This window comes from Luteimonas sp. TWI662 (genome assembly GCF_039673825.1).
In the GTDB taxonomy this organism is placed as follows: Bacteria; Pseudomonadota; Gammaproteobacteria; order Xanthomonadales; family Xanthomonadaceae; genus Luteimonas.
Map to the genome: position 1 here is coordinate 402,590 of NZ_JBDJMI010000001.1, position 13,033 is coordinate 415,622.

A 13,033-nucleotide genomic window follows, 5' to 3' on the forward strand; every position below is an offset into this window, starting at 1 on the left:
CACATCGGCCATGCGACTGTCCTTGACGCCACTGCTGCTCGCCTCGTCCCTCGCGCTGTGCGTGGCGACGGGTGCGCATGCGCAGGAAAGGCGCAACCAGACCGTGCTGCCGGTCCTCGACACCTCCGGCAAGGTCGAAGCCTTCCTCGTCCTCGAACCGGCCACGCCGCACCAGGCGGGCGGGCGCTGGCGCATGGGCGAAAACCGATTCGACGCCGCCTTCGGCCTGGAACCCGGCAGCTCGCTGGCCTTGCTGTGCAGCCCGGGCAGCAGCTTCAACGGCGCCGTAAGCAGCCTGGCACGCAACTGCCAGCTCGCCTCGCTCGACGACCCGGCCCCCGGCAACCGTCGGGCGACGGCGACCGCGTCCTTCAGCCGCCCCAGTGGCGGCGCCGGCGTGACGCTCGGCGAAGGCCGCGACACCCTTCCCGGCTGGCTGACCCCGGCACGAGGCGGCTCCGCCGGCCGGGTCGACGTCCACGACCTGACCGTGTTTGCCAGGAAGAACATCGGCGACGACGCGTATGTCTCGCTGGCCGGGACACTCGCCAAGGCCACCCTGATCCCGTCGGCGACCGCCCCGGCCGACCTCAGCGGACATTGGACCAGCAGCAGCGTCAGCGTCGGCGGCGGCATCGGGCGCTTCAGCGCCAACATCGTCGGCCAGGTGGTCGACACCCCGGGGCTTCCGAAGTGGGAAGGCCTGGGCGTAGGCGTCAGCTGGCGCACGCCCTGGAGCGGGCAGCTCACCGTCGGCGCCGAGAACGTCGTCACCCGCGGAAAGAACCCGTTCTCGCGCATGGCCGACCTGCCCGACGATGACGGTGCCGTGCCGTACATCCGGTACCAGCAGGATCTGTAGCCCGCTGCTGAATCGCGCATTCAGCTTAAGCAAGGTCATTTGGCGCTTGCAGCGCAATTTCACAAAGCGCACGCATTTCGTTAACGCCTCTTTAATTTTTCTTTCACCCTCGCTAGTATCGGCCGAAGCCTTGCAGAATTTGGCGTCTCACTTGACGTCATCTGCAGGTTCTCATGGGGGCAATCCCAAGACTCACTTGGAGAGAGAGAAGTATGATCTTGAAGACCAACAGGCTGCGCGACGCGATTAGCCTTGCCATCGTCGCGGGCGCGACGACGTTCGGCGGTACCGCCTTTGCGCAATCCGGCGACAGCACGACGACCCTCGATCGAATCGAGGTCACCGGTTCGCGCATCCGCCAAGTGGAAGTGGAAACGGCGCAGCCAGTGCTTTCGATCTCGCGCTCGGAGCTCGAAGCGCAGGGCTTCAGCAGCATTGCTGATGTTCTGCAGAATGTTTCCGCTGCTGGTGCGCCCGCCTTTAGCCGATCCTCACCCCTGACCTCCAACCAGGAAGCGGGCGGCCAGTACATTTCGCTGCGCAGCCTCGGCGCTCAGCGCACCCTGGTCCTGGTCAACGGTAAGCGTCTGGGCATCAGCCCGAACGGCTACCAGGACGTCTCCGCCATTCCGATGGTGATGGTCGAGCGCATGGAGATCCTCAAGGACGGCGCCTCGGCCGTCTACGGCTCCGACGCCATGGCGGGTGTGATCAACATCATCACCCGCAAGAACTTCGAAGGCGCGCAGGCGAACGCCTACTACGGCCAGTACGGCGAGGGCGACGGCGAGAAGCAGAGCTTCGACTTCATGGTCGGCTTCACCGGCGACCGCGGTTCGATCACGGTGGGTGCCGACTACCACAAGGAAAGCGAGGTGTGGGCGCGGGACCGCTGGTTCTCCGCCGATAGCGCGCCGGGCTTCCCCGCCGCCAGCCTGACCCCGGTCGGACAGTGGGGCAATTGGCGGCCCTCCGGCTCGGCCTCCTCCGCCCCGTGGTTCGCTCCCAATCGCGGTAGCAGCGCCATCGGCGAAGAGAACTTCCATCCGCAGACGTCGGCCGACACCAGCCGTTCGAACGACCAGATGCACCTGCTGACGCCGCTGGAGCGTCGCTCGCTGTACGTGAACGCGAACTACGACATCACGGACAACGTCACCTTCTCCACCGACCTGGGCTACATGCGCCGCGAGTCGCACCGCCAGATCGCCGGCTATCCCCTCGAGTCGGGTGCCATTGGCGCGCCGATGTCTCCGGACAGCTACTTCAATCCCCGTCCCGGCACCCAGATCGACTTCCGCCGTCGCGGTTGGGAAGTGCCGCGCACCACCGACACCACCGTGTCGACCTGGCGCTTCACCGCCGCACTCGAAGGTTCCTTTGAAGTCGGCTCGCGCTACTTCGACTGGGACGTCGGCTACATGTTCACGGAGAACGAGCAGACGACCATCAACAACGGGAACTTCTACATTCCCGCCGTTGCCGCGGCCGTCGGCCCGTCGTTCCTCAACAGCCAGGGTGTGGTCCAGTGCGGTACCGCAGCCAAACCGATCGCATTGACCGATTGCGTGCCGTGGAACCCCTTCGCAGGCTTCGGCACCGGCGCAGTCGCGAACTCGCTGGACGATCCGGCGGTGCGTGAACAGTTCTTCCGTGAGGAGCATGCGCTCGGCAACACGAAGACCAACAACTACTTCGCCAACATCAGCGGCGCTTTGTTCACGCTGCCCGCCGGCGATCTCGGCTTCGCGCTGGGCATCGAGCATCGCAAGGAGGAAGGCGGCTATTATCCCGACGCGATCGCCCAGTCCGGCAACTCGACCAATCTCGCCGCTGGTCCGACCTTCGGGCGATACAAGCTCGACGAAGTCTACGGCGAGGTGAACGTGCCGCTGCTGGCAGACATGCCGGGCGCGCAGGAGCTTAGCCTGAGCATCGCCAGCCGGTACTCTGACTACGACACGTTCGGCGATACCACCAATAGCAAGGCCGGCCTCAAGTGGCGTCCGATCAGCGACCTGCTCGTCCGCGGCACCTGGTCGGAAGGCTTCCGCGCCCCGACGATCGGTAACCTCTACGGCGGCGGTTCGCAGACCTTCCCGACCAACTTCGTCGATCCCTGCGACAGCGTCTACGGTGTCGCACGCGGCACGGCACGCTGCCTGCAGGACGTCTCGGCCGGCTATCGCCAGCTGCGCCAGGGCTTCATTCCGACCGAGAGCGGCGCCGGCCAGAGCCCGGTTCCGTTCACCAGCGGCTCCAATCGCCTTCTGCAGCCCGAGACTTCAGTGTCCAAGACGCTGGGCCTGGTCTACAACCCTTCGTATGTGGAAGGCCTGAGCCTCGCACTCGACTGGTGGAACATTCGGATCGAGCAGACCATCGTCAGCGACAGCCCGAACCTGATCCTCGACGACTGCTATGTCGGCCTCATCGAGTCGCGTTGTGCGATGTTCTCCCGCGATCCGGTGCTGCAGATCGTCAACAATCTCACCTACGGCATGCGCAATGCGGGCTACACCGATACCGAAGGTTTCGACTTCGACGTTCTCTACGCGCTTAACACCGACTACGGCCGTTTCGGCGCTAAGTGGCAGACCACGTACACGAGCAAGTACGAGACCAAGGCGACCAACGATCCGACCGCGGTGCCGTCCCAGGCCACCGGCACCGGCTCGTACTTCCGCGTGCGCTCCAACATGAGCGTTAACTGGTCGCTGGCCGACTGGTCCGTCAACTGGGGCGTGCGTTACTACTCCGGCTCGCGCGAGGCTTGCTACAACCTCACGCCGGAGCACTGCTCGCGGCCAAACTTCGCTTCACCGGCGACGCTCGGCCGGATCACGCCGCAGAACGATCTGGGATCGAATACGTTCCACGATCTTCAGGTCACGTACTCGGCGCCCTGGAATGCCAAGATCTCCGTCGGTGCGAACAACGTCTTCGACCACATCGCGGCTCCCTGGCTGCGCGGCGCCTCCGCCACGCAGACGTCGAACTTCTCGTACTACGGCGGATTCGATATCGGTCGTTTCGTGTTCATGAAGTACCAGCAGAACTTCTGATCCCGATCGGTTCCGTTCTGTGACAACTGACTGCGGCCCGAAAGGGCCGCAGTTTTTTTTGCGGAAGCGAAGACGGACATCGCGGCGCGAGACGTCGCCAACCGGCACGCCTGCGACAGGTCATTCACCGATCACCGGCGCCCGATGGCGCTGCCGAACCGATCGCTCGGCCGCAGCCGGACAGACGTCAGTCCACGCGCGGGCCGCCGTCTGGCAGCGGGCAGGGCTGCGGGGCGGCACGATCCTTCGATGCGTTGGGCGCGTTCGCGCTAGCGCGGCACCAGCGTCCTCGCCAAGTGCTCGACATAGGCATCGAACTCCTCCTGCTGCATGCGGGCCTGGTGCAATTGCAGGTTCAGCTGCAGGAAGCCGACGTAGGCGGCGTAGGTCAGGCGCGCGCGGTGCTGGGCGTCCTCGCGGGCGAGTCCGGCCTGGCGGAAGGACGCGGTCAGGTAGTCGAGGCGACGCTTGGATACGCGCTCGATGACCGGCTGCACCGTGGCGTGATCCTGCGCCTTGAGCAGGGCGCTGTAGATGACGTGCGATTTGTACTCGCGCGCGACCATGTGGAACAGCGCGCGCAGGCGCTCGCGTGCGTCGGGCATCGATTCGAGCGCGCCGAACAGGGCCTCCTGCTCGACGTTCTCCCAGCGCTCGAGCGCGGCCTGCAACAAGGCGTCTCGGGACGGGAAATGCCAGTAGAAGCTGCCCTTGGTCACGCCGAGGCGGCGGGCCAGGGGCTCGACGGCGACGGCCTGCACGCCGGCTTCGGCGATCAGGTCCAGCGCCGCCTGGGCCCAGTCGTCGGCGCTCAGGCGCCCCTGGCGCTCGGGCGCAGTGGTGCCGGTCCGGGCGGTGCCCGCGGCGGGCGGTGAAGCGGATTTGCTCATCGCGACAGTCTATCCATACGCCTGCGTCGGCAACAGTATCGACGCTGCGAAGACGCGCCGCGGCGCAGCATTGACTTCGGTCGTTCGCATTACCATACTCGACCGTACGGTCAAGATCGGCCCATTGGGGCGACGTCTCCGTCGCCCTCCCGCCTGCCTCGCCGACTGTCGGAGTCCATGATGAGTGTCGCGATCCCCTTCCTCGCCTTTCTCCTTGCCGGCGCGTTCGCCGCCTACCACCGGCTGCGACTCGCCTACTGGGCCGCGATCACGATCACGTTGTTGCTGGCCTGCTGGCTGCTTGGCGCCAATGCCACGGCGACCGTCGTCGCCGCCGTCGTCGTCGCGCTGATCGCGGTGCCGCTGTTGATCGCGCCGGTGCGCAAGGCGCTGATCACCGCGCCGCTGCTGACGTTCTTTCGCAAGGTACTGCCGCCGCTGTCGAAGACCGAACGTATCGCGCTGGAAACCGGCTCGGTCGGCTTCGAGGGCGAGCTGTTCACCGGCGATCCGGACTGGAACATTCTGCTGAACTATCCCAAGCCGCAGCTCACCGCCGAGGAACAGGCCTTCCTCGATGGGCCGGTCGAGACGCTGTGCGCGATGGTCGACGACTGGGAGCTGACCCATGTCCATGCCGACCTGCCGCCCGAGTTGTGGGCCTACATCAAGGAGAACCGCTTCTTCGGGATGATCATCCCCAAGGCCTACGGCGGTCTGGGCTTCTCGGCGCTCGCGCACCACAAGGTCATCCAGAAGCTGGCGTCGGTCTCGAGTGTGGTCAGCTCCACGGTCGGCGTGCCGAACTCGCTCGGTCCGGGCGAACTGCTCAACCATTACGGCACCCAGGAGCAGAAGGACTACTACCTGCCGCGCCTGGCGGTCGGCCAGGAGGTGCCCTGCTTCGGCCTGACCGGTCCGTTCGCCGGCTCGGACGCGACCTCGATCCCCGACTACGGCATCGTCTGCAAGGGCGAGTGGAACGGCGCCAACGTGCTTGGTGTGCGGCTGACGTTCGACAAGCGCTACATCACGTTGGCGCCGGTCGCCACCTTGATCGGTCTGGCCTTCCGCATGTACGACCCCGAGGGTCTGATCGGCGATACCCAGGACATCGGCATCACGCTAGCGCTGCTGCCGCGCGACACCCCTGGCGTCGAGATCGGCCGCCGCCATTTCCCGCTCAACTCGCCGTTCCAGAACGGCCCGATCCGCGGCACGGATGTCTTCATTCCGCTGAGCCAGTTGATCGGCGGCGCCGAGATGGCCGGCAAGGGCTGGAACATGCTCAACGAGTGCCTGGCGGTCGGCCGTTCGATCACGCTGCCGTCGACGGCGAGCGGCGGTGCGAAGGCCGGCGCGGTGATCACCGGCGCCTATGCGCGCATCCGCAAGCAGTTCGGGCTGTCGGTCGGACGCTTCGAGGGTGTCGAGGAAGCGCTCGCACGCATCGGCGCCAAGGCCTATGCGATCAGCGCGCTGTCGCAGGCCACGGCAGCCGCGGTGGACCGCGGCGATGTGCCGTCGGTGCCGTCGGCGATCGCCAAGTACCACTGCACGACGATGAGCCGCGAGGTCATCAGCGACGTCATGGACGTGATCGGCGGCAAGGGCATCATCCTGGGGCCGCGCAACTTCGCCGGCCGCAACTGGCAGGCCGCGCCGATCGCGATCACCGTCGAGGGCGCGAACATCATGACGCGCAGCCTGTTGATCTTCGGCCAGGGTGCGATCCTGTGCCATCCGTGGGTCATGAAGGAGATGAAGGCCGCACAGGACCCCGATACCGCGGCGGGCCTGGAGGCGTTCGATCGCAGCCTGTTCGGGCACATCGGCTTTGCAATCTCCAATGCGGTGCGCTCGTTCTGGTTCGGCCTGACCGGCGCACGGATCGGCGCGGCACCCGGCGATGCCTACACCCGGCGCTACTTCCGCAAGCTCGACCGCTACTCGGCCAATCTTGCGCTGATGGCCGACGTGTCGATGCTGATGCTCGGCGGCAAGCTGAAGTTCAAGGAGTCGCTGTCGGGCCGGCTCGGCGATGTGCTCAGCCACATCTACATGACCAGTGCGATCCTCAAGCGTTATCACGACGAGGGCGCGCCCGAAGCGGACAAGCCGCTGCTGGCCTGGGCATTCCACGACAGCGTGCACAAGATCGAGACCGCGCTGTCGGCGGCGCTGCGCAACTTCCCGATCCGTCCGGTCGGCTGGCTGATGTGGGCACTGATCTTCCCGCTCGGCCGCCGCGCCGAGGCGCCCGGCGACCGCTTGGGGCACCGTGTGGCGGCCTTGCTGATGAGTCTCAACGATGCGCGCGAGCGCCTGGCCGATGGCGTGTTCCTGCAGCCGACCGAGCGCAATCCCGGCGGCCGCATCGCCAGCTACCTCGCCAAGGCGGTCGCGGCCGAGCCGGTGGAGCGCAAGTTCCTCAAGGCGCTCAAGAGCAAGGGCATCGAGGCGCTGGACTACGACGCCCAGTTGGATGAGGCCGTGCGCGAAGGCCATATTAGTGCCGAGGAGCGTGGGCTGCTCGAGGAACTGCGCGCGCTGACGCTCGACACGATCACCGTCGACGACTTCGACCCCGAGGAACTGCGCTCGGCCGGCTATCGCGACCTGGTCGCACGCCGCCGGGAAGACGGGTCACGCGAAGCAGCCTGAGGCTGCGATCTGCGTTCCCCAACGGGCACGGTCCTCCTGCAGGCCGTGCCCGTTTTCGTATCTGGAGCCCGGCATGCCATCGAGCAGCCTTGCTGCTTTCGACGCCGCCCTGCTCATCGCCTGCGGCGTGCACAGCCTGGCCTTTGCGGTCTTCCACCTTGCGTTCTGGCGCTTGTTCGGGTGGCCGCGCACGCTGCAGGCCACGACGGTCGCCAACCGCGCGATCGTGCAGATCGCCAATGCGCAGCTCGTGCTGGTGTTCTTCGGTGTCGCGTGGCTGTGCCTGGCGATGCCGGGCGCACTCGCCGGCACGTCGCTGGGCCATACCGTGCTCGCCGGCATGGCGGCCTTTTGGTGGCTGCGGCTGGTGCTGCAGTTCGTCTGGCTCCGTGTGCACCATCCGCTGGTGCACCTGCTCAGCGCGCTGTTCCTGCTCGGCGCGCTGATGTTCACCGCTCTGGCGGTGCGTGGGTTCGCATCGGGTTGAACACCGGTCGCGCGCCACTGCAAAGACGCCGTTAGACGACTGGCTCGCCCCCTCGATCGGGCAGCCGGCGCTCGGCACGGACCACGCGCCAGGCGCCGGCCAGCATGCCCGCGGCGATGCCCACGCCGGCCAGGAACACCACCTGCGAGCCCAGTGCGGCCAAGGCCTTGTGTACCCAGACGAAGGTGACATCGCCGCCGCGATAGACCGCGGTGTCGATGACCGCCTTGGCCTTGTAGCGCGACTCGCGGTCCACGCGGGTATAGAGCGTCTCGCGTGCCGGCTTCGACAGCGAGAACTCGCTGGCCCGGGTCGCGACCTGGACCACCGCCACCAGCAGCGGATACGGCGAGGCCGCGAGCAGAGAGAAGCCGACCAGAATCGCGCAGGCCGGAAGCAACAGCAACGGCGCCACACCGAAGCGGCGCAGCAACCAGCGGGTGAGCAGCAACTGGACGAGGATCGTCAGCCCGTTCACGGCCCAGTCGATCGTCGAGTAGTAGCGCGTGGCCGCCTCGGCAGTCGCGTACGACGCGCGCACGATCGCCGCCTGTTCGTTGTAGAGCAGCGTGCCGACGCCGACACCGAAGAACATCAGCAGCGCCAGCCCGCGCAGCAACGGATCGCGGACGATCAACTTCAGCCCGGCCCAGACCGAGCCGCCGATCGCACGCTCGTCCTGCGCGGCGCGGCGCGCCTCGTTGCGGCGTGCCCAGGCCCGCAGCTTGAGGATGCACAGCAGGCAGACGGCCAGAAAGCCTGCGCTGATCAGCGGCAGGTTCCCGACCCCGATGCGTCCGACCAGCAATGTCGTGATCAGGGGCCCGAGAAACGCGCCGATCGTCCCGCCGGCGCCGATGTAGCCGTAGCAGCGTTTGGCGTGCGCATCATCGAACACGTCGGCCATGAAGCTCCAGAACACGCTGACCGCGAACAGGTTGAACACCGCGATCCAGATGAAGAACAGCGCGCCGCGCCCGGGCAAGGCGCTGTCGAACGCCCATCGGAACGCCATGAGACACGCGATGAAGATCAGATAGACCACAGGCAGGAAGACCCGCCTGGGAAAACGCGACACCAGCGCGCCGTAGAGCGGCTGCAACACCAGCATCACGAAGAACGTGCCGGTGAACAGCACCTGGAGCGTGAACTCGCCCAGTGCGATCCCGCGCGAGGCGGCCCAGTCGAGCATGAAGCCCGGGAAGATGGCGACCGCGTCGGTCGAGGCGCCCATCGCATCACGCACCGGGCGCAGCACGTAGTAGCCGCACAGCAGGCAGAAGAAGTACAGCAGCGCCCACCACAGCGGCGGCGACTCGCGCAGCGCACGCCGGAACTGGCCGCGCCCGTGGGGAGCATCGGCGTCAACGTCGGTCATCGGGACACGTGCGGGAGGCGGCTGTCGACGCGCACGTTAGCCGATGACCCCGGCTACCGCCAGCGCTGTGCACCGCGCCCGCCTATCCTTGTCGCCCCGTCCTGCCCACGCATCCGATGCCCCCAACGCCTCCGCCCGTCTACGACTACGTCATCGTCGGCGCCGGCGCCGCCGGTTGCGTACTCGCGCACCGGCTCAGCGCCGATCCGCAGATCCAGGTGCTGCTGCTCGAAGCCGGCCCGAACGACACCCACCCGTTCCTGCACATGCCCGCGGCGGCGGGCAAGCTCCGCGGCCGGGGCGTGACCTGGGACGACACCACCGCGCCACAGCCGCAGCTCGCCGGACGCACCCTGCGATGGCCGCACGGACGGGTGCTGGGCGGCTCGAGCGCGATCGACGCGATGTGCTACACCCGCGGCGCCCCGGCCGACTACGACGACTGGGCCGCCCACGGCGCCGAGGGCTGGGCCTGGCGCGACGTGCTGCCGTGGTTCCGACGGGCCGAAGGCAACATCCGCGGCGGCGACATGCTGCACGGCGGCGATGGGCCGCTGACGGTCTCCGACCTGCGCCATGTCGACCCACGCACGCGGATGTTCATCGAAGCAGCGCGCCAGGCCGGGCTGCCGGCCACGACCGATTTCAATGGCCCCGACCCACACGGCGTGGGCCTGTACCAGGTGACCCAGCGCGAGGGCGCACGCTGCTCGGCGGCCACCGCGTATCTCGACCGCGCGACCAGGGCACGCCCCAACCTCACGATCGTGACTGGGGCGCGGGTCAACCGCGTGACGTTCGAGCACGGCCGCGCATCGGGCGTGGTCTACGCCACCGCGCGCGGCGCGTTCCACCAGCCGGCGACGCGCGAGGTGCTGCTGTGCGGCGGCGCGATCAACTCGCCGCAATTGCTGATGCTCTCGGGCATCGGCCCGGCGATGGCGCTGCGTCGGCATGGGCTGCCGGTGGTGCACGACGCACCGGATGTCGGTCGCCACCTGCGCGACGCGCTCGGCATCCGCATCGCGCTCCGGAGCGACAGTGCCGCGCGCCATCGCCGCCTGCGCGAGGTGGCGATGGCCTGGGACTACTTCGTGCGCGGCCGGCGCGGCGCGGGGACCAGCAATGGGTTCGAGGCAGGCGGCTTCTTCCGTTCATCACTCGCCAGCGACGACCGCGCCGACATCCAGCTCCACTTCGCGCCGGCGCAGCTCGAGGCACATGACGCGACGCTCGGTGCGGGCTGCAGCCTGCGCGCCTGCGTCCTGCGACCGCGCAGCCGCGGCCATGTCCAGCTGACCGGCAACCGGATCACCGACCGACCGCGGATCGACCCCGGCTACCTCACCGATCCGGCGGGCTTCGACCTGCGAATGCTGGTCGAATGCGCACGCATTGCGCGTACGATCCTGGCGCAGCCCGCCTTCGACGGCATCCGCAGCGCACCGCTGCCGCCGGGCGACGGCACCTCGGAGGCCGCCCTGGCCACATTCGTGCGCGACCAGGCCGAATCGGTCCATCGCGCGGTCGGCACCTGCCGCATGGGCGACGACGCGCAGGCCGTCGTCGATCCGCAGCTGCGGGTCCGCGGTGTCGCCGCCCTGCGCGTGGTCGATACCTCAGTCATGCCCACGCTGCCTGGTGGCGATCTCAATGCACCGGTCGTCATGCTCGCCGAGCGCGCCGCCGCACTGATCCTGAAGGCCTGATCACGCCGCGCCGAGCAGGCGCTCCGGGGCCGGCTCGAGCGCGGCGGGCAACGGACAGTGCAGCACGCCGCAGATCGTGCGCAGCAGTTCGGACTCGGCGACGCGGATGCGGCCATCATGGCTCGCGGCTGCGGTGATGGCCTCGACCATCACCTGCTTGGCCAGTGGATCGAGGGCGTCGAGCGGTGCCCAGACCGCATCGAGTGCCTGCACGCCCGCGATCGGCGGCGCGTAGGGAAGATGATCGCGCGGCAATACCCGCTGCATGCCGGCCAGATAGGCGCGCCGGGCCGCGGCCGGATCGTCGGGATGGCCGGCCTGCGCGACCACCGCGAGCAAGGTCGCGAACTCGTGCTTGACGTTGCCCGGCCTGCGACGCCCGAAGCGGACATGGCGCGCTGGCGCGAGCGCGTCGCGGACCCGGGCGTTCAGCAGTCGTCCCAGGCAGTACTCGAACAGAGAGACATGGTCGTCGACGTGCACCACCGCATGGACGGTGTCCAGGAACGCCGCGAGCGTCGACCGCGTCTGCCGGCGCAGCACCGGAAAGGCCAGTGCGGCCAGTGGCAGGCGCAACATCGGATGGAGCGTGCGCAGGTGGGACTGGCGCAGGTGGTCGGCCTCGATCGCCGAGGCCTGACCGAGCCGGCTCGCGATCGCCTCGTGCTGCAGGCCGCGCACGCCCGCATCGTCGTCGAGCAGCAGCCCCAGCAGCAGCGGCATCGCCGAGTCCCGATGCAGGGCCACCGCACGCAGGCCGCCGTCGATCGCCGACACCAGGGCATGCGCCCGCGCGTAATCGTCCTGGTGCGGTTGCGCGACCTGGGCCGACACCGTGCGCGGGTCCAGCGCCATCGACCCGCCGGCCTGCGGCAAGGCCTGCACCGCGGGCAGCAGGCCCAGCGCAGCGTCCTCGCCCAATCCGTCGGGCGGCGACTGCCACCACTGCACCTGCAGCCGCGTGAGCTGCGCGGCATCGAATCCCGGTTCCAACGCCTGGATGCGCTGTAGCAACGGCGGGTGGGTGGCAAACAGCCCGCGCAGCCCCAGCCCGTCGCCGAACAGCATGTGGCTGACCTCCTCTGCCGCGCCGCGGTGCTGGAGGCGCGATCCGTCCGTCATGCCCGCGATCTTCTTCAGCGCACCGGCAAGACCGGCGGTCTGGCGCGTGAACTGCACGGCCGAGGCATCGGCCAGTTCCTCGCGGCTGCGGCTCACGCCAGCCTTGATCATGCGCGCGAACAACGTGCCGACGCTGCCTACGATGATCGCCACGGCGGCCAGGCCCAACAGCGCGGCGAACAGGCTGATGCGTGCGTGGCGGCCGTGTACCAGCACCTTGCGGCCGGCGACCCCGAGCATCAGGATGCCGAACAGCACGCCCATCAGTCGCACGTTCAAGCGCATGTCGCCGTTGAGGATATGGCTGAACTCGTGGGCGACCACGCCCTGCAGTTCGTCGCGATTGAGCCGGTCGAGGGTCCCGCGCGTCACCGCGACCACGGCGTCGGACGCGGTGTAACCGGCGGCAAACGCATTGATGCCCGGTTCGTGCTCGAGCACATAGATGCGCGGCACCGGGACGCCGGACGCGATGGCCATTTCTTCGACGACATTGCGAAGCCGCTGCAGATGCAGGTCGCGGGTGTCCTCGGCGACCGGTATGCCGCCGAGCTGGCGTGCGACCCGGTCGCCGCCGCCGCGCAGCGTCGCGATGCGGTACAGCGAGCCGAGCGCGATCGTGCCGGCGGTCAGCGCCGTCGCCCAGGCCAGCGCGACGACGTGCGGTCCGAGCAGCCACCACACCGCGGCGTCGACGATTGCGACGATCGCGATCACGGCCAGCGACAGCAGCACCACCAGCCGTGTCGATTGCCGTCTGGCCCGTGCCTGGCGTTCGAAGAAGTTCATGGCAGACCGGGATCAGGACACCGGAACCGGAAACTCAAGCAGGCGGCGCGCCGCGCGCCCGTCCCCG

General features: G+C 68.1%; 8 protein-coding genes. 5 read left to right on the plus strand and 3 right to left on the minus strand.

Going from position 1 to position 13,033, the window contains the following annotated elements:
* Window positions 1-10: 10 nt before the first annotated feature.
* Window positions 11-862, plus strand: a complete 852-nt coding sequence (locus ABE488_RS02040; RefSeq protein WP_346446897.1) for a hypothetical protein — start codon at window positions 11-13, stop codon at window positions 860-862.
* Between the two features lie 212 nt (window positions 863-1,074).
* Entirely contained in the window at window positions 1,075-3,927 is a 2,853-nt protein-coding gene (locus tag ABE488_RS02045; protein ID WP_346446898.1) for a TonB-dependent receptor, read from the plus strand.
* A gap of 269 nt (window positions 3,928-4,196) precedes the next feature.
* Here ABE488_RS02045 and ABE488_RS02050 read toward each other — a convergent pair whose 3' ends face one another.
* Window positions 4,197-4,817 (minus strand): TetR/AcrR family transcriptional regulator, encoded by a 621-nt coding sequence (locus ABE488_RS02050; RefSeq protein WP_346445081.1) that lies wholly within the window; start codon window positions 4,815-4,817, stop codon window positions 4,197-4,199.
* Window positions 4,818-4,997: 180 nt separating this feature from the next.
* Here ABE488_RS02050 and ABE488_RS02055 point away from each other — a divergent pair, with 180 nt between their 5' ends.
* A complete protein-coding gene (locus ABE488_RS02055) occupies window positions 4,998-7,481 on the plus strand; it encodes an acyl-CoA dehydrogenase (protein ID WP_346446900.1) in 2,484 nt (827 codons plus the stop codon).
* 73 nt (window positions 7,482-7,554) lie between these two features.
* On the plus strand, window positions 7,555-7,968 hold the full coding sequence (locus ABE488_RS02060) for a hypothetical protein (RefSeq protein ID WP_346446902.1): 414 nt from the start codon (window positions 7,555-7,557) through the stop codon (window positions 7,966-7,968).
* A 31-nt stretch (window positions 7,969-7,999) separates the two neighbouring features.
* Here ABE488_RS02060 and ABE488_RS02065 read toward each other — a convergent pair whose 3' ends face one another.
* Window positions 8,000-9,346: an MFS transporter gene (locus tag ABE488_RS02065; protein ID WP_346446904.1), complete on the minus strand. Its 1,347-nt coding sequence runs from the start codon at window positions 9,344-9,346 to the stop codon at window positions 8,000-8,002.
* Between the two features lie 116 nt (window positions 9,347-9,462).
* Between ABE488_RS02065 and ABE488_RS02070 the strand changes: the two genes are divergently transcribed.
* A complete protein-coding gene (locus tag ABE488_RS02070) occupies window positions 9,463-11,055 on the plus strand; it encodes a GMC family oxidoreductase N-terminal domain-containing protein (protein WP_346446905.1) in 1,593 nt (530 codons plus the stop codon).
* Here ABE488_RS02070 and ABE488_RS02075 read toward each other — a convergent pair whose 3' ends face one another.
* Entirely contained in the window at window positions 11,056-12,966 is a 1,911-nt protein-coding gene (locus tag ABE488_RS02075) for a M48 family metallopeptidase (RefSeq protein WP_346446907.1), read from the minus strand.
* Window positions 12,967-13,033: the final 67 nt, after the last annotated feature.